This is a genomic window from Brachybacterium sacelli (assembly GCF_017876545.1).
GTDB lineage: Bacteria > Actinomycetota > Actinomycetes > Actinomycetales > Dermabacteraceae > Brachybacterium > Brachybacterium sacelli.
Genome location: NZ_JAGIOD010000001.1, coordinates 1802236 through 1819720 on the forward strand (window position 1 = coordinate 1802236; position 17485 = coordinate 1819720).

The 17485-nt window shown below is 71.3% G+C and carries 12 protein-coding genes; 2 read left to right on the top strand and 10 right to left on the bottom strand.

Features of this window, described 5'->3' with window-relative positions:
- The first annotated feature begins 30 nt into the window (after window positions 1–30).
- A complete protein-coding gene (locus tag JOF43_RS08045; RefSeq protein WP_209900983.1) occupies window positions 31–915 on the top strand; it encodes an aldo/keto reductase in 885 nt (294 codons plus the stop codon).
- Between the two features lie 263 nt (window positions 916–1178).
- A complete protein-coding gene (locus tag JOF43_RS08050) occupies window positions 1179–1676 on the top strand; it encodes an FBP domain-containing protein (protein WP_209900985.1) in 498 nt (165 codons plus the stop codon).
- 11 nt (window positions 1677–1687) lie between these two features.
- Here the strand turns inward: JOF43_RS08050 and JOF43_RS08055 are convergent, their stop codons facing one another.
- From JOF43_RS08055 to JOF43_RS08100, 10 genes are all read right to left on the bottom strand, one after another.
- On the bottom strand, window positions 1688–2329 hold the full coding sequence (locus tag JOF43_RS08055; protein ID WP_209900987.1) for a nucleoside/nucleotide kinase family protein: 642 nt from the start codon (window positions 2327–2329) through the stop codon (window positions 1688–1690).
- Window positions 2313–5630, bottom strand: a complete 3318-nt coding sequence (locus tag JOF43_RS08060; protein ID WP_209900989.1) for a UvrD-helicase domain-containing protein — start codon at window positions 5628–5630, stop codon at window positions 2313–2315. Before JOF43_RS08060 ends, JOF43_RS08055 begins: the two co-directional genes overlap by 17 nt.
- Window positions 5627–8392: a PD-(D/E)XK nuclease family protein gene (locus JOF43_RS08065; protein WP_209900991.1), complete on the bottom strand. Its 2766-nt coding sequence runs from the start codon at window positions 8390–8392 to the stop codon at window positions 5627–5629. Before JOF43_RS08065 ends, JOF43_RS08060 begins: the two co-directional genes overlap by 4 nt.
- Window positions 8393–8488: 96 nt before the next feature.
- A complete protein-coding gene (locus tag JOF43_RS08070; protein WP_245354057.1) occupies window positions 8489–10114 on the bottom strand; it encodes an MFS transporter in 1626 nt (541 codons plus the stop codon).
- Window positions 10107–11126 (bottom strand): glutaminase A, encoded by a 1020-nt coding sequence (gene glsA, locus JOF43_RS08075; RefSeq protein ID WP_209900993.1) that lies wholly within the window; start codon window positions 11124–11126, stop codon window positions 10107–10109. The genes JOF43_RS08070 and glsA overlap by 8 nt, the downstream gene beginning before the upstream one ends.
- 50 nt (window positions 11127–11176) lie before the next feature.
- Entirely contained in the window at window positions 11177–12289 is a 1113-nt protein-coding gene (locus tag JOF43_RS08080; protein ID WP_209900995.1) for an SLC5/6 family protein, read from the bottom strand.
- 254 nt (window positions 12290–12543) lie between these two features.
- Entirely contained in the window at window positions 12544–14043 is a 1500-nt protein-coding gene (locus JOF43_RS08085; RefSeq protein WP_209900997.1) for an arylsulfatase, read from the bottom strand.
- A 7-nt stretch (window positions 14044–14050) separates the two neighbouring features.
- Window positions 14051–14965 (bottom strand): carbohydrate ABC transporter permease, encoded by a 915-nt coding sequence (locus tag JOF43_RS08090; protein ID WP_209900998.1) that lies wholly within the window; start codon window positions 14963–14965, stop codon window positions 14051–14053.
- Entirely contained in the window at window positions 14962–15915 is a 954-nt protein-coding gene (locus tag JOF43_RS08095) for a carbohydrate ABC transporter permease (RefSeq protein ID WP_209901000.1), read from the bottom strand. The genes JOF43_RS08090 and JOF43_RS08095 overlap by 4 nt, the downstream gene beginning before the upstream one ends.
- 2 nt (window positions 15916–15917) lie before the next feature.
- Complete coding sequence (locus tag JOF43_RS08100) at window positions 15918–17453, bottom strand: ABC transporter substrate-binding protein (protein ID WP_209901002.1); 1536 nt, start codon at window positions 17451–17453, stop codon at window positions 15918–15920.
- Window positions 17454–17485 lie beyond the last annotated feature (32 nt).

The following is a 17485-nucleotide window of genomic DNA, read 5'->3' on the forward strand; positions in this document are numbered from 1 at the left end:
GAACAAGCGCCATCGGTATACGCTTGCCGGATGAGCGCACCCACCCGCCGCATCGGATCCCTGATCGTCTCCGCCCTCGGAATGGGCGCCATGCCCCTGTCCCAGGGGCGCGGGGAGCCCGCCCCGCACGATCGGGCGATGGCCACGATCCACGCCACCCTCGACGCCGGCATCACCTTCCTCGACACCGCGGACATCTACGCCCCCAGCTGGGACACCATGGGGCACAACGAGAAGCTCGTCGCCGAGGGGCTGCGCACCTGGGACGGCGACCGCTCCTCCGTCGTGGTGGCCACCAAGGGCGGCATCACCCGCTCCGAGCAGGGGCCCAGCCGGGACGGCTCCGCCGCCTACCTGCGCTCCGCGCTCGAGAAGTCGCTGACGGAGCTCGGCACCGACGTGGTCGACCTCTACTACTGGCACCGCCCGGACCGCAGCATCCGCTACGCCGAGGGCGTCGAGGCGCTGGCCGCGCTGAAGGAGGAGGGTCTGATCCGGGAGATCGGCATCTCCAACGCGAACGTCGAGGAGATCGACGTGGCGCGCGAGGTGCTCGGCGAGGGCGGTCTCGCCGCCGTGCAGAACGAGTTCTCGCCCGCCTTCTTCCACACCAGCCTGCGCGAGCTGCGCCATTGCGCCGAGCACGGAATCGCCTTCGTGCCCTGGTCACCGCTCGGCGGCACCGGTGGTGGAGCGAGCGCCGTGGGGGAGCGGTTCCCCCGGATCCAGCGCATCGCCGACGCCCACGGAGCGAGCGCTCAGCAGGTGGTCCTCGCCTGGGAGCTGTCCCTGGGTGATCACGTCGTCCCGATTCCGGGCGCCAGCCGCCCCGAGTCGATCACAGACTCGGCGCGCGCGTTGACGTTGGAGCTCACCAGCGAGGAGCTCGAGGAGCTGAACCGGATCATCGCCTGAGGACCCCTCACCCGGCCCCGGAGGGTGAGCGATAACGCGTTGCCCTCCGCTGCGTGACGGGCGTAGTTTGTCGGCGTCCATGACAGGAGAGGAGATCAGCATGCTGACCACGCATGCAGGAAATGGGGCGGCCGGCTCGGCCTGCTCGGTGTGACCCCGGCGTGCCCGCACGCCGCCACGACACCTTCCTGACCCTCTTCCGCGCGCCGTGACCCCCGCCAGCAGCGGGGCGCTGCCGCGCGCCCGTCGTGAGGACACACCCCATGAGACCCCTGACCGACGATCAGATCCGCAGCTCCTTCGTCAACGCCAGCAAGGGCGACGCCAAGCGCGCCGTGCTCCCGGACCTCGCCGCCGTGGCGTGGGACGAACTGGACTACCTCGGCTGGCAGGACGCCCGCCGGCCGCTGCTGCACTACGCAGCCCTCGAGGTCGACGACGAGGTCGTCTGCCTGCTGCTGCGCGGCACCGGGACCACGTCGAACCGCAAGATGATGTGCGCCTGGTGCGAGGACATCATCGACGGCGTCCACGCGGTCTCGTTCGCCGCCCCGCGAGGCGGCGCCGGCGGACGGCGCGGCAACACCATCGGCACCTCGCTGTGCGCCGACTTCCGCTGCTCGAAGAACGTGCGGCGGGCGCCGACGGCGTTCGAGATGCAGACGGAGGACGAGGCGCTGATCGCCTATCACCGGGACCTGCGGATCGAGGGGCTGCGCGAGCGTTCCGTCGCCTTCGCCCGCGCCGTGATGGCCGGCTGACCCGCGGCCGGTCAGCTCAGCTCGACCACGGCGTCGGCCCGCCCCCTGGTGGCCGCTACCAGGCGGGCGTTGGTCTCGTCGGGCCCCAGCGCCCACTCGCGTGCCTGCGGCGGCGTCTTGCCGAAGCACTCGTGGCGGGCGATCAGGCGCCGGTGGCGCAGCGGTTCGGGCACCTCGACGAACCAGCGGGCATCGAGCATCGCGGGCACCTGGGCGAAGGCCCCGTCGTCGGCCAGCAGATAGTTGCCCTCGGTGATCACCAGCGGCACGTCGCCGGGCACCTCGATCGCGCCCGCGATCGGCTGCTCGAGCTCTCGCTCGAACATCGGTGCCCACACCGGGGGGTCCTGCGGGCGGGCGGTGCGCAGCCGCTGCAGCAGCGCCACGTAGCCGGCCGCGTCGAAGGTGTCCGGGGCCCCCTTGCGCTCGAGCCGTCCCAGGCGCCCCAGGGCCACGTCCGCCAGGTGGAAGCCGTCCATCGGCACCACGGTGCAGGAGCCGACAGGGAGGCGCTCGACCAGCAGCTGGGTGAGCGTGGACTTCCCCGCCCCGGGGGCGCCCGCGATCCCCAGCAACCGCCGGCCGCCCTCCCGCAGCGCCGCATCGAGCAGCACCCGCGCCGCGTCGAGCGCCGCCTCAGCGTGCATGCTCATGCAGGCGCACCTCGATGACCTCGCCCCGCAGCGGCAGGTGCATGAGGATCCGGTCGGGGGTCATGCCGGCGGCGGTCAGCGCCTGCGAGTAGGTGGACATCTGCCCCAGGTACTCGCGGCGCACATGGCCCACCGGGTCGTCCCCGGGATAGGACTTGTGGTCCACCAGCACGATCGCCCCGTCGGGACGGCGCAGCAGGGTGTCGATCCACCCCTCCATGACCTGGGCGTCCTCGTTCCACCAGGTGATCGGCTGCTCGGTGAGCTGCTCGGATCCGGGGAAATGAGCGTCGAGATGGTCCAGCCACGCCTGCCCGGCGCCGAGCAGCGCCTCGGTTCCGAGGCCACGCTCCACGCTCCACCGCTGCACCAGGGAATGCGCCGCGAGCTCCCGCTGCGACGCATCGAGCGCCCGCAGCGGGAGCGCGAGATACCCGTGCACGGCCTCACCCACGCGCTCCCAGCCCTGGCCCCCGTGCTCCACGAGAGGTGCGCCGATCCGCACCGGTGCCAGCACGTCGCCGAGCTCCTGCCCGGACGCGACGGAGGAGGCCTGGAAACGGGCTGACGTCACCGTGGCCGAGAGCCGGCGTCCCGGCGGCAGATCGGAGGCCGCGAGCCGCGAGCGCCCGGAGTCGTAGGACTCGTCCGCGGGAGCCAGCGTGCGCAGGGTGCGGATCCGGGCGGGCAGATCCGCGCCGCCGGCGACGCGGATCCGCGAGGCGCCACCCTCCCAGCTCAGCAGCGGTTCGGGGTCCTCGTCGGAGGTGCCTCGGGCAGGGGCGACGAGCGCGTCGAGCACCGGAGCCCGACCGTCGCCCGCGAGCACGGTGATGTCCTTCGCGCGGGTGAGGGCGACGTACTGCAGGCGGCCGGACTCCTCGCGCTCGGCGACGGCGCGGCGCCGGGCGTGCTCGGCCTCGCCGAGCGTGTCCTGCAGCGGCGCGAAGCGGGGCAGCACGGCGGGCCAGTAGCGAGCCGAGCGACCGGCCAGCGGCTGGGTGACGTCGAGCCGCGGCGCCGGGACGATGAAGGATCCGGAGGTCTGGGAGCGCTCCTTCGGATCCGGCTCGAACAGCACCACGACCCGGGACCACTCCAGGCCCTTGGCGTTGTGGATCGTGCCCACCCAGACGGTGTCCGGCAGGCCCTCCAGGTCGGGGCCGCGATCCAGGGCATCGAGCTCCCCGCGCAGCCCGGTCAGCGTGATGGGCGCGGAGGCGGCCCGCGCGCGATCGGCGTAGTCCGCGGCGACCCTGCGCAGCGCGTCGAGGGTACGCAGACGCTGCTCCGGATCGGACCAGGCGCGGATCCTCTCCGGCAGGTCGACGGCGTCCACCAGCGCGGTGATCATCTCGACCGGGGTCAGCGCCAGGCACTCCTCGCGCAGGGCCCGCAGCTCATCGAGCGCCGGATCGCGCCACCAGCTCTCGAACACCTCCTCCCTGCCGGCCCGGTCGGCCGCGGCGGCGAGCTGCTGGAACCACTGGCCGTGCGCCCGGTGATCGGGCAGCAGGTCCACCAGCTCGGTGAGGGCGAGGGTGTCGCGCCGGTCCAGGGCGACGGCGAGGCCGGCCCGCACGATCCGTCCTTCGCGGGAGGCCAGCACCGGCACGCCCTCCCCGGAGGCCGGGATCCCGCGTGCGGCGAGGGCGTCCACCACCGCACTGCGATCGCTGTTCTTGCGCACCAGCACCGCGATGTCCCCCGGGCGGGTGCCCGGCTCCGCGAGCAGCTCGGCGATGCCGTCGGCCACCGCGACGGTGCGCTCGGCGACGGTGGGCGGCTTGCGATTGCCGTTCTTGAACAGCTGCGGCGGCGTGGTCCAGGCCTCGAGCCGACCCGGTTCGTGCCCGGCCTCCGCCCGGCGGGCGCGGGCGGCGGGGGCCGCGCCGAGGACGACGCGCTCGCGCGGTGAGTCGGTGAAGACGCGGGGGAAGACCTCCGAGACCAGGGCGAGGACCTCGTCCTGGGAGCGCCAGGAGTGCTCGAGGTTCTCGATCCGGCCGCTGCCGAGCGCGGTCGTCCCCGCCTCCAGCTGCTCGATGATCCCGAGCATGAGGCTGGGATCGGCGTCGCGGAACCCGTAGATCGCCTGCTTGGGGTCGCCCACCCAGACCTTGTCCTCGATCAGCAGGCTGAGCTCGAGGAACAGGGCGAGCTGCACGGGGGAGGTGTCCTGGAACTCGTCGACGGCCAGCAGGCGGAACCGGGAGCGGACCACCTCGCGCACGCGTTCGCTGCCGCGCAGCAGCTCGAGCGCGCCCACCTCCTGGTCGATGAAGTCGATGAGTCCCAGGTCCCGCTTGTACCGGGCGTAGGCGTCGAGGGAGTCCGCCGCGGTGCCCATCACCAGCTCGATCAGCGTCCTGATGTCCGCCTGCAGCGCGGGCAGAGCCAGCAGGGAGTCCTGCACGTCCTGGGCGAGGGAGATGAGGGCGTGGTCGATGACCTGTCCGTACTCGTACGAGGTCTTCACGCCGCTGCCGAGCTTCGCCTCGGCGATCTTCGCGATCCGCGTCCACTCGCTCCACGGCGCCCGTTCGGCGCGGTCCAGGGTGCGCCGGAGTTGCTCGAGACCGGGCAGCTTCTTCGCGGCCGAGGCGATCCCCGTCAGCTCCGTCTTCGTCATGGTGGAGGCGACGTCGGGGTTCTCCGCATCGGCGATGGCGCCGCGCAGCTCCGCCAGGGCGAGATCCAGGCGCGAGATCCACCCTGCCCGGAGGTCCTCCCCGGGCTCCGGGAGAGCAGTGTCCCGCAGCTCCTGCCAGGACTGCTCCGCGGCCTCACGCAGCTCCTGGGCACCGATCAGATTGGTGCGGGCGGCCTCGGCGAGACGACGCACCGCCAGGCGCCAGGACGGCTTCTCCCCGCGGTTCGGCTCGGGGTCGTCGGGGCCGTCCTGCTCGGTGCGGGCCAGGAGGTCGCTCGCCGGGCCGCCCGCCGCGGCCGCCGTCTCGGCGATCGCTGCCGTGAACGCCGACTTCTGCTGCTCCTCGTCGAGCGCGCGCACCTCGGGGGAGATCCCGGCATCCAGGGCGAACTCCTGCAGCAGCCGGCCGAACACGGAATTGACGGTGCCGATGAGGGCGCTGTCGGTGGCGCGCGCCTGCTCCAGCATGCCCTCCTCGAGGAGGGTGCGTCGCACCCGGTCGGAGAGCTCCGCGGCGGCCTTCTTGGTGAAGGTGGTCGCGATCAGTTGGGAGGGCTGCAGGCCCGCCCGCACCTCGTCGGCGATCCGGTGAGTGAGGGTGTAGGTCTTGCCGGAGCCGGCCGACGCGTTGATCAGGGTGAAGGTCATCGCCAGTCTCCTGTGAGTCCGCACAGCTGGGCATGGTCGCTGCCGGCGCAATAGCTCTTGACCACGAGCCCGCCCTCGGCGCGGGCCGCGGCGCGGGCGCTGTCCCAGGCCTTCGCCTGGGCGGTGTAGGGCGCGCCCGGATCGAGCCCCGCCCCTTCCAGCAGTCCGCGGCAGCCCACCCGCACGGTGCCGCCGGAGATCTCGTCCAGGACGGCGGTGATCGCCTCGACCGTCCGCCCCCAGGCCCCGGGGACGTCCATGGGTGCGCGCCCGCGCGGGTCCAGCGCGCGGTCCCCGGCGACGAACTCGCCGGTGCGCAGCAGGTAGTAGCCGACGGTGGGTGATTCCTCGAGCCCGAGCGACCACGCGTAGGAGGCGAGCTGGATCGCCTCGGAGGTGTCGTAGAGGTCGTCGTACCCCGTGCGGCTGCGCGCCCACTTCAGGTCGATCACGGCCGGGCGGCCGCGCTCGTCACGAGCGTCGACGTCCCTGCTGCCGCCGAAGGCGACGGTGAGCGGCCCTCGCGCGAGCGGCAGCTCGAGGGGCCGGGTGAAAGAGCTCTCGGTGCCGGTGATCCGCAGCCCGGCCTCCGCCATCCGACGGAAGAACTCGTGCAGGGAGCGCACGGCACGGGACCGGATGTCCTCTCGCTCGGCGGAGCGTCCGGGGAGGTCGAGCTCGGAGGCGAACTGCGGGACCAGCGCGTCGAAGACCTCGCGGATCCGGGTGTCGGGCGGCGCGGACAGCGGCACCCCGCCGAGGTCCTCGTCGAACATCTCCTGCACGAGATGCTCGACGACGGCGTGCACCAGGGTGCCGATCATCGGTGGACCGGTGGGCAGGGCCGCGACCTGCGCGGGCCGGATGCCGAAGGCGTACTCGAGCACCCAGTGGTGCGGGCAGCCGATCAGGGTCGAGGCCTGGGAGAAGGAGAGCTTCTCGGGCAGCAGATGCGCGGCGTCGCCGATCCTCACGGGGCCGGAGGCCGGCGGCGCGAACGTCTCCGGAGCCGGGGCCGTCACCGGGAGGGAGCGACCGGCCAGGGACCAGGTGCCGTCCGTGATCAGGTCCTGCGGGGCGCGACGGTCCTCCTCCCCACGGCCGAGGGCGGCTTCCAGGTGGGCCAGCAGCCCGCTCGGGGCGGGGGCCTGCTCGAGACGTCGCCCCGGGAGCACCGCGACCACTCGCTGCGCGGATCGCAGCCCGCGCAGCGCGGCGTCGACCTGCAGAGACGCCATGTGTTCGGAGCTCAGCGGCCGCGCGCCGGCGGCTTCGAGAGCGCGGATCTCCGCGGGGTCCCAGCTGACGGGGGTGGAGCCCGTCTCCGCCGGGCCCCACCACAGCACAGTGCCTCCGCCGGCGCGGACCTGCGCCGGACGGGTGGTCACCGACCAGGGGGAGACCTCCGCCCCGGCGCGCGGGGAGCGGCCGGAGCCGCCGCAGGCGTCGATGATCTGCTGGAGCGTGCGACGACTCAGCGCCGTTCCCGGGTCGAGCATCGACAGGACGCTGCGCAGGGTCTGCACCTGGGCGAGGCTCGTGAGCACGTCGCCGCGGCCCCGGGAGACGCCGCGCAGACGGCCTGCGAGCCAGCCCAGCCGCCGGGCGATCGCCTCGGGACGGAGGTCGTCGGAGGCCAGCGGATCGGTCACCAGGGAGTCGATCTCCCGGGCTGCGTCGAGGACCGGCCCGGCGCCGCCCTCGGTGTGGGCGAGGTGCGTGAGCGCGGCCTGCCAGGCGGGACCGCCGATGCCGGGCTCGCGGGTGAGGCCGCCGAGCAGGGCGCGCCGCGCGGGGGCGGGGACCAGCCCGACGGGTTCGGCGTCCGCGTCCGCTCCGGGCAGGAGACGCAGATCGAGCAGGGCGGCGAGCTGGTGGACGTCGACGGGGGCGGTCGCGACGTCGAGGAAGAGGCCGAGGACCTGGTGATGCGCCCGATCGGTCGAGGGCGCGACATGCCCCAGCGCCGGCAGACCGCGCCGGTGCAGGGCCCGGTCCAGGACGTCGGTGTCGGAGGCGGCGAGCACCGTGAGCGGTTCTTCGCCGGCGGCGGCGAGGAAGCGGGCGGCGACGTCCGCCGCGGTCCACTCCTCGAGGCACTGGACGACCTCGAGCTCGGGGCGGCGCGACAGGTCCTCGCCGGGGCCCGACAGGACGACGCCGGCGCCGGCCAGCAGGGCCAGCAGCTCCGGCCAGCGGCCGGGAAGGGCGGAGGGCTCCTCCTGCAGGACGAGCTCGGTGATCCCCAGCGGCCAGGTCCTGCCGGCGTCGGCGAAGGCGGTGAGCAGCTCCACGATCTCGACCAGATCATCCGCCGCGCCGGGGGAGAGCGTCGCGGGGCGGCCGAGCGGGTCCGCGGTGCCGGGCACCCCCACCACGGCGAGGTCCTCGAGGTCGGCCAGGGCCGCGAGTCGCGGCGGCAGAGCGGTCCGGGCCCTCTCCGAGCCGGTGCGCCACCCGGCCTCGAGGGCGGCATCCCGCCAGCGCAGCAGCTGCCGCGCGGTGCTCCACGGATCCAGCGCGAAGGAGCGTGCGGGCCAGAAGGCGGCGTCCACCGGCAGCGCCTCCCGATGCCGCTCGATCAGCCGCAGGTACTGGGCGACCCGCACCGCCTCCTCGACCGCGGGATGCGTCAGCCCCAGCCTCGTCTGCAGCAGGCCCACGAGCCCGCGCGGCCCCTGCCGGACCCGACCCGTCGACCCGCCGGACCCTGCGTCGGCCCAGGAGGCACCGTCCAGCGACCAGCCGAACTCGATCCGCATCGAGGCTCCTCCCTCACGTGGGTGCACGTCATGGACCACAGTAGGGGAGCCCTGAGACGACCGGGCAACTCAGGACTCTCAGGACTCTCAGGACTCTCAGGACTTCTCGGGGTCGGGGATCTCCTCCGGGACGTACTTCGGCAGCCGCGAGGCCGGCAGGGCGGCGACGGCACTGATCCCGGCGAGGATCAGGAAGCCCGTCTTCAAGGTGCGCAGACGCTGCTCCTCGTTCAGCTGCACCGCGGCCTCGACTTGCGCATCGGTGGCGGTGGTGCCCTGGAGGACCTCGTCCAGCTCGTCGTTGCTGACGAAGTTGACCTGGTCGAGGTCGACCTGCGCGACCAGCTCCTCGGGCAGGTCGGGATGATCCACCACGGCGCGCCCGACGCCCACGCCGAGCACCATCACCAGCACGGCGCCCATCACCGCGGTGCCGACCGCCGAGGCCAGGTTCTGGGTGGTGCCGCGGAGGGAGCCGACATCCCCGGCCAGATGCTTTGGTGACGCGGTGACCAGCACGTTGAACACCAGAGTGACCAGGGCGCCCTGGCCGATGCCGAAGACGATCAGCCCCAGGATCGTCGGCAGCGTCTCCCAGTTGTTGGTCACCACAGCCGAGAGCCACACCAGCGCGATCGTGGTCAGCGCGAAGGAGAACAGGGCGATCCTGCGGGGCGCGAAGCGATGATAGAAGCGCACGATCAGCGTCGCGGTGACGAACACGGTGAGGTTGAACGGCATCATCGCGAGCGAGGTGTCCAGCGGGGTGCGTCCCTGCACCACCTGGATGTAGATCGGCACCGAGAAGTTCACCGCCGCCTCCATCGAGACGATGATGAACATGGCGTACACCGCCGAGCGCTCCTGGCGGCTGCCCAGCACGCTGAGATCGACCAGCGGCACCTTGCCCTGCGACATCCGGCGCCGGGTCCAGGCGAAGAAGAGCTGACCCAGCACGAGCCCGAGCACCACCAGCACGGGAGCGGGGGAGATCCCCAGCACCGTGAACGGCGCTCCCTCCTCGGCCTGCAGCACGCCCCAGCCATTGAGGTTGTTGAACCCCAGGGTGAGCGCCACGACCGCCCCGCCGATCAGGACCGAGGCGACCAGGTCGATGCGGACGGAGGGATCACCCTTGTCGGACCGCAGGCTGAAGCTGAGGACGAACACGGCGATCGCAAGGGCCAGCGTGATCAGGAAGATCGGCCGCCAGCCGACGAAGGTGCCGAGGGTGCCGCCGATCAGGAAGGCGCTGACGCCGGAGAAGGCGCGAGCGGAGCCCAGGGAGCCGACGGCGGTGGCCTGCTGCGCCCCGCGGTAGTTCTCCGCGATGAGGGCGACCAGGGACGGCACGATGATCGCGGCGGCCGCCCCGGCCAGCAGCTGCCCGATGATCACCCAGGTCACCGTGGGCGAGAGGATCATCGCCAGCGAGGAGGCGGCGAAGACGACCAGCACGGAGCGGAAGATGAGGGTCCAGCCGATGCGCTGGCCGAGCTTCGCGCCCGTCATCACCAGCGCGGCCACCGCGAGGCCGTAGACGACGATGGTGGAGCTGGCGACCGTCGGCGGCACCGAGAAGTCCTCGACCATCCCGCCGAGCGAGATCGGCAGCGCCGCGACGTTGAAGGACATCAGCACCTGGGCCAGGAACAGGCCGATCATCGGCGTCCACGAGGTCCGGGCGGCGGTCGGTGCGGCGGGCGGGGTGGTCTCATGCATCGCTATCTGCCTCCTGCGCGGGGTGGGGACGGGACGCGAAGAGATTCAGGCCGAGCGCGCGGGAGAGCGCGGCGCAGGCGCGCTGGCCGCGCACGCTGTTCCCGGCTCTGTCCAGGGGAGGGGAGAAGGCTCCGAGCGCGCCCTTGCCGGGGGCGATCGCGACGATGCCGCCGGAGACCCCGGACTTGGCGGGCAGGCCGATCTCGAACAGCCATTCCCCGGACAGCTCGTACATGCCGCACGCGGCGAGCACCGACAGCGTGTCGCGGCAGACCTCGGGGGTGACGACCCGCTCGCCGGTCACGGGGTTGATGCCGCCGTCGGCGAGGGTCGCGCCCATGGTCGCGAGATCGTCGGCCGTCACCAGCAGCGAGCACTGGCGCGTGTACACGTCGACCATCTCCGCGGGATCCGCGTACAGGCGGTCGTACGACGTCAGCAGGTCCGCGATCCCCTGGTTGCGGTGGTTCGAGGCGGATTCGGAGCGCAGGACCCGCTCGTCGAGCTCGAGGGAGCGGCCGGCGAATCGGCTGAGCCCCTCGTGGAGGGTCCACCACTTCTCCTGGGCGCTGGTGCCCGGCATCAGCGCGGTGGTGGCGATGGCGCCGGCGTTGACCATCGGATTCATCGGGCTGCCGTCGTTGAGCTCGAGGGCGATGACGGAGTTGAACGGCAGCCCGGTGTTGTTCACGCCGACGATCCGGTGGACCTCTTCGTGCCCGATCGCCTCGCAGACCAGGGCGAGGACGAAGGCTTTGGAGATCGACTGGATCGTGAAGGCGGCCGCGGTGTCGCCGACCCGGTGGACGGTGCCGTCGACCTCGGTCAGGGACAGTCCGAACAGGGCGGGATCGGCCTCGGCCAGGGCGGGGATGTAGTCCGCCACCTCGCCCGCGGTCACCTCGGCCCAGCGTGCGTGCGCCTGGTTCAGGAGCGCGGTGACGCGGGGCTCGGCGGGCAGCTCGCCGGTCAGGGCGTGCTGGGGGATGTCCTGGACATCGGATTCGAACACGCTGGAACGTTACATCGATCTCGGAGGCCCGCCAAGGGCCGGCGGTCGTCTCAGCGGTTGAAGGGATCGTCCGGTCGGATCCCCCAGCTGAAGCCGCGATCGAACAGCGTCGAGCCCGACTCGTCGGGGGCCAGCACCAGGTCCTGGCCCTCCCCGGTGACGTGCAGCGTCCCGTCGGGGCGCTCCTCGAGGGCGAGGGAGAGCGAGCGCGTGTCCTGCTCGAGGTACTCGCCCACGGGCTGGCCCTCCTCGCGCAGCGGGTGCAGCTCCAGCTCGACCGTCCCCTCGCCGGTGCGCTGGTAGGTGCCTGTCACCAACTCCCCGTCGGCCCGTCGCAGCTGCACCTGTGAGGTCTCCCCGGAGAGGGTGTCACCGAAGGCGATCGCGCTCCAGCGGGTGTCCTCGGAGAGCTGGGCGGCCGGCTCGGCGGTGTCCTCCGCGACGGCCCAGACCCCGGCCGGGAGCGACTCGTCGGTGCTGCGCGGGGGATACATCTGGGAGACGCCCCAGAGGACCAGCACTGCCAGAGCGGCCGCGGCGATCGGGCCGAGGATGTTGGTCACCCGCGCCAGCGGTCGCCAGGGGATCAGCGTGGGCACGGGCCCGCGGCCGATCTCGCCATGGCCGAGGAACGCCCTGGCCAGCCGCGGCATCCAGGGGATCAGCACGATCAGCGAGAGGATGATGTAGATCAGCGAGGGGGTCTTGACCATCACGTCGTAGCCGATGTTCAGCACCAGCACCAGCGACATGGAGGCGGCACCGATCGCCGCCCCCAGGGGCACGGTGCGCCGCCACAGCAGCGCGAGCCCGGCCCCGAACTCCGCCAGCCCGCCCAGGAACTGGAAGAGCGGGGAGAAGGCGACCATCCGCCACAGCAGGCCCATCGGGCTCATCTCACCCTGGGTGATCAGTGCGTCCCCGGGATCAGCCACACCGAACTGACCTAGCACCAGCTTCGCCGCGCCGTAGTACATCAGCACCAGGGCCAGCGCCAGGCGCACGCCGCCGTGCGCCCACCAGCCCAGCGTCACCGCGACCAGACGGCCGATCCGCTTCTCGGTGGCATAGGAGTCGGCGTCGGCGTCGGGAGCGTCGGTGTGAGGAGCGTCGGTGTCTGGGGAGTCGGCTTCGGCGTCGGGGAGAACCTCGGATCCAGTCATGCCCCTACCTCAGCGCACCACCGGGCCGGGCACAATCCGCCCTCGAGCGCTACGACGTCCGACTTTCGACGGTCGTGCACTGGCGCTGGAGCATGTGTTGTGGCCATATCGCCAGAGCGCATGCCATAGCGCCAGTTCTCGACCGCCGAGGGTGCCTCCGGGGCGGAGCAGGGGCGGAACAGGGTGGCCCCGGGTGGAGAAGGGGCAGAACAGGACGACACAGGGGCGGGCCAGGGCGGCGCGCGAACGGGAGCTCAGAGCATCGCGTGCTCGCGCACCCAGCCCGCCTCCGAGACCAAGGGGCGGCCGGGCACCAGCTCCTCGCCGTCGACGAAGCCCTCCTCCCGCCCGCGCAGCGACGCGACCAGCAGTGCACGATGCCGGGCGAGCTCCTCACCCAGCGCGGGATCGCCGGCCAGGTCGTGGCTCTCCTGCGGATCGGCCTCGAGGTCGAACAGCTGCTCGTGGCCGCTGCCGGAGAACCACAGGTACTTGTGCCGCTGCGAGCGGATCCACTGCATCGAGTGGCGCCCCAGGGAGCCGATCAGGTGCTCGCCGTGGAGGTGCTCGCGACCTTCGGCGCCCCGCGTGGCGGCCTGCAGGCTCACACCGTCCACGCCGTCGGGCACCTCGACGCCGGCCAGGTCCAGCAGCGTCGGCATCACATCGCGCAGCTCGGTGATCGCCTCCACCTCGCGCGGGTCGCCCCAACTCCCGCGCCACCGGGGCGGCACGTGCAGCACGGCGGGGATCCGGGCCGAGCCCTCGTAACCCACGGACTTCCGGTACATGTCGTGGTCGCCCATCATGTCGCCGTGGTCGGAGACGAACATGATCACCGTGTCCTGGGCCAGACCGTGGTCGTAGAGCGTCTCGCGCAGCCGGTTCAGCTGCAGGTCGATGAACTCGATCGAGCCGTAGTACCCGGCCCGCACCTGCTGGTGCGTGGACTCCTTCTGCGCCCCGAACTCGGCCTCGGAGGCGCGGTCATTGCGGTGCTCGTCGAACTCCGGGACCCAGTCGCCCATCGGCCGGTCCGGGAACTCGCGCCCGCGATACTTGTCCCACAGCCATGCCGGCGGATCGAACGGCGCATGGGGCCGGTGGAAGGACATGTACAGGAAGAACGGGCGGGAGGGGTCGCGGCGCTCGAGGAAGCGGAAGGACTGATCGGCCACCCAGCGCGTGGGGTGCAGCCGCTCCTCGCGCTCCCACGGCCGCGCGGTCATCGCGTTGCAGCCGATCCCGGTCTCCTGGTAGTCGGCCCGCGGATCCCCGGTCTCCCGGCGCAGGAACTCGACGTAGTCGTCGATCGCCGCCGAGGGACCGCGGCTCAGCCGGCGCGAGGTGTGCAGGAAACCGTCGTGCAGCAGCACCTCGTCGAAGCCGCACCGCGCCCGGTCGGGGAAGACGTGCATCTTGCCCACACCGTAGGTCTGGTACCCGGCCGCTCCCAGGGTGGACTGCAGCGTCACGGGGTAGGCGTCGGGGAAGGAGATGCCCTCCCGGTACCCGTAGCGCCCGTGCGAGGCCGGCGATCTGCCGGTGAACAGCGCGACCCGGGCGGGCACGCAGGTGGGGGTCGCCGAATAGGCACGGGTGAACCGGTACCCGCCCCGTGCGAGGTCATCGAGGTTCGGGGTGTCGATGTGCTCGTTGCCCGCCACGCCCATCGCGTCGGCTCGCATCTGGTCGACGCAGACCAGGACGATGTTCGGGGCCGCGGGGGAGGACGGGGTCGTCGGGGAGGTCATGGTCGGCTCAACCTTTCACGGCACCGGAGAACGATTCGATGAAGTACTTCTGGAGGGCGATGAAGACGAGGATGATGGGCAGCAGGGCGATCGTCGAGGCCGCCGACATCATTCCCCAGTCGCTGAAGTACTGGTTCTGCAGGCTGTAGATCCCCACGGCGAGGGTGCGCAGGTCCGGCTGGGACAGCGTGAGCACCAGCGGCAGCAGGAAGTCGTTCCACGCGTGCATGAACTGCAGGATCACGGCGGTGGCGAGAACCGGTCTGGCCAGCGGCAGGTAGATGCGCGCGAAGATCCGCAGGAATCCCGCCCCGTCCATCTTCGCGGCCTCCTCGAGCTCCTTCGGCAGCTGCGCGAAGTAGCCGGTGAAGAGCAGGACGACGATCACGCTGACGCCGCCCGCCTCGGCCAGGGCGATGCCCCACAGGCTCCCGGACAGCCCGAGGTTGTCGATCAGGTCGAAGATAGGGATCACCGTGTACCCCTCGGGCAGGAACACCACGAGCGCCAGCAGCACGTAGATGAGCCGCTTGCCGGGGAAGACGTACCGGCCCAGGACGTAGCCCAGCAGGGCGTTGACGGTCACCGAGAGGAGGATCGACACCCCGGTCACGAAGATCGTGTTCAGGAAGTAGCGGCCCATGTCCGCTTCGGTCCAGGCGCGGATGTAGTTGTCCAGCTGCAGGGTCGAGGTGAACGGGTTCAGCGAGGCGAAGATCTCGGCATTGGACTGCAGGGAGCTCGAGAACACCCAGACGAAGGGATAGATCCACACCAGGGCGATCGGCAGCAGGACGAGGACCCCGAGCGCCATCGCGATCTTCTCGGAGCGCTTGAGGCGACGCGGTGGCCGCGGCGGGCGGGCGCCGTCGGCCTCCTGGACCGACGTGCTCGTTCGCAGGGTCGGGCCGGCGGTGGTCATCGATCGAGCCTCGCTCTCTGGGCGGCGACGAGTTTCAAGGCCCATGCCTGCAGGAGGGCGATGATCAGTGTCGCCATCCCGAAGAAGCATCCGGCGGCCGAGGCGTATCCCAGTCTCGGCACGCCTCCGGCGGCGTCCGGGGCGAAGGCGGTCCGGAAGATGTACACCTCGACCACCTCGGAGGCGTAGTACGGCCCGCCTCCGGTCAGCGCCTGGATCAGTGCGAAGGCGTGGAGGTTCTCGTTCGCGGTGAGGACGATGATGATGACCGCGAAGGGGAGCAGGATCGGCAGCGTGATCCGGATCAGCCGCTGGACCGCTCCGGCACCGTCGACCTCGGCGGCCTCGTAGTACTCGGGCGGGACGGTCTGCAGGGCGGCGAGCCAGTAGATCAGCGTCATCCCGAAGTTCTTCCAGGTGTGCAGCAGCAGCGTGCTCCACAGCGCGAGGTCCGGGTCGGAGAGGAACTCCACCGGCGTGTCCGTGAGCCCCGTCGTCTCGAGGAGGAGCGCGATCGGTCCGTTGCCGGGGGAGAGGACGAAGGTGAGCACGACGCCGATCACCGATGCGGCGGCCATGACGGGCAGGAAGAACACGGTGCGGAAGAAGGTCGACAGCCGCCCTCGGATGACGTTGTTCAGCACGATCGCGAGGATGAGCGCCAACCCGACCCGCAGCGGCACCCCGATCAGGACGAAGATCATCGACCGCCCGAACGAGCCCCAGAAGAAGCCGTCACCGATCAGCTCGCGGTAGTTCGCCAGGCCGACGAAGGCCTTCGCATCGCTGAACCCGTTCCACTCCGTCAGCGAGAAGTACCAGGACGCACCCATCGGGTAGAAAATGAACATGCTGGTCAGCGCCAAGCCGGGCAGGATGAACAGGTAGATCCACAGCAAGTCCTTCCGCCGGGCACGGGATGCCCGGGCGGGTGGGGGCGCGACAGCCATGCTCACTCCCCGAGCGCGGCGTAGTCGTCTGCGCTGTAGTCCCGGGCGGGGTCCCAGTTCGGGAACTGCAGCTCGCCGATGTCGACCTCCGCGCCTCCGGCCCGGGCCTCGTCGAAGGCCTTCTCCATGGCCTCGGTCAGTCGTGCGTCGAGGTCCTCGAGCGCGGCGCCGGCGTCCGGCAGCTGCCCGGTGAGGATGCCTTCGATGGTCGCGGAGATGCCCGGGTTCGCCGGTTCCAGCTGCAGCGTGACCGCGCCGGCATCGGGATTGCGGATCTCGAACTGCGGGCAGGCGCGCATGTACTCGATCGCCATGTCGGTGACCTTCTTCGCCTGAGGATGGAGGAGCTCGGGGTCGGCCGACGTGTTCGCCTCCTCGATCGTGGAGACGAGGAACCCACCGGAGAGCTCGACCATCGCCCGCTGCCCCTCCAGGGTCCCCATGAACTTCAGGACGGCCACCGCGGCGTCGGTGTTCGGGCTGTCCGCGTAGAGCCAGGCCATGTTGGAGCCGGTCTCGCGGTAGGGGATCGTGTAGGAGGAGCCGTCCGGGGAGGGCAGCGGCAGGATGGTGTACTCGAAGTCCGGGTGGTCCTCGTCCCACGGGACGATGTCCCAGGGCCCGTTCAAGGAGATCCCCGCCAGTCCGGTGGGGAACTGCGCCCGGGCGTCGGCGTCCTTGAGCGTCAGATAGCCGGGTACGAAGGAGCCGTCCTCGATCATCGACCGGATGAACTCGAGCGCTTCGAGGTACTCCGGGGCCGAGTACTCGAACGACCCGGTCCGCATGTTCATGCCGTCGGAGTTGCCCAGCCATCCCGCCGTGTTCGCGAGGTTCGCGACCACGTAGTGGAGGTGGTCGGCGGTGGAGAGGATGCCCGGGGTTCCCGTCGCAGTGATCTCCTGCGCCAGGGACCTCAGGTCCTCCCAGGTCGAGACGGACTCGACGGGGACCTCGACGCCGGCGGCCGACGCCGCCTCGTGGGAGATGTACTGGGTGATGTCCAGGCGTCGGGTCGAGTTCAGCGGCCAGCTGTAGACCCTGCCGTCGAAGACGTGGATGCCGTTGATCAGGGCGGTCTCGGGGAACCCTGCCCGCCACTGCTCGAAGTCGGGGATGACGTCGTCGATCGGCCGCACCCAGTCCTCCCCGATCGCCGTCTCCGGCGGCACGTTCTCGGGGAGCGCGAAGACGTCGGGTGCCGAGCCGTTGCGGATCCCGAGCGGGACGACCTGGTTGACCTGCTCCCACCCGGCCCCGTCGTACTTCGTGGTGATGTCGGGGTGCTGCTCACCGAACTCCGCGATCACGGGTTCGATGAACAGGGCCTTGAGATCACCGGAGTCCATCCAGGTCAGCTGCGTGGAATCCGTGGCGTCGGCGTCGAACTCGAACGTGAAGTCGCTCGAGGTCCTCCCCTCCGTCCCTGACTCCGAACCCGTCTCGACGGAGCAGGCACTCAATCCGGTGGCCATGACAGCGGTGGCACCGAGCACGGAGCGTCGGCGGAACGTGGTGCGGGCGTCGTCGTCGGGCATGGATGCCTCCTCGCATCTCCGGGCATGCCGTG

Bases quoted from the DNA above. Each gene is read 5' to 3' on its own strand.
- JOF43_RS08045 (WP_209900983.1), top strand. From the start codon at position 31: ATGAGCGCACCCACCCGCCGCATCGGATCCCTGATCGTCTCCGCCCTC.
- JOF43_RS08050 (WP_209900985.1), top strand. From the start codon at position 1,179: ATGAGACCCCTGACCGACGATCAGATCCGCAGCTCCTTCGTCAACGCC.
- JOF43_RS08055 (WP_209900987.1), bottom strand. From the start codon at position 2,329: ATGAGCATGCACGCTGAGGCGGCGCTCGACGCGGCGCGGGTGCTGCTC.
- JOF43_RS08060 (WP_209900989.1), bottom strand. From the start codon at position 5,630: ATGACCTTCACCCTGATCAACGCGTCGGCCGGCTCCGGCAAGACCTAC.
- JOF43_RS08065 (WP_209900991.1), bottom strand. From the start codon at position 8,392: ATGCGGATCGAGTTCGGCTGGTCGCTGGACGGTGCCTCCTGGGCCGAC.
- JOF43_RS08070 (WP_245354057.1), bottom strand. From the start codon at position 10,114: ATGCATGAGACCACCCCGCCCGCCGCACCGACCGCCGCCCGGACCTCG.
- JOF43_RS08080 (WP_209900995.1), bottom strand. From the start codon at position 12,289: ATGACTGGATCCGAGGTTCTCCCCGACGCCGAAGCCGACTCCCCAGAC.
- JOF43_RS08085 (WP_209900997.1), bottom strand. From the start codon at position 14,043: ATGACCTCCCCGACGACCCCGTCCTCCCCCGCGGCCCCGAACATCGTC.
- JOF43_RS08090 (WP_209900998.1), bottom strand. From the start codon at position 14,965: ATGACCACCGCCGGCCCGACCCTGCGAACGAGCACGTCGGTCCAGGAG.
- JOF43_RS08095 (WP_209901000.1), bottom strand. From the start codon at position 15,915: ATGGCTGTCGCGCCCCCACCCGCCCGGGCATCCCGTGCCCGGCGGAAG.
- JOF43_RS08100 (WP_209901002.1), bottom strand. From the start codon at position 17,453: ATGCCCGACGACGACGCCCGCACCACGTTCCGCCGACGCTCCGTGCTC.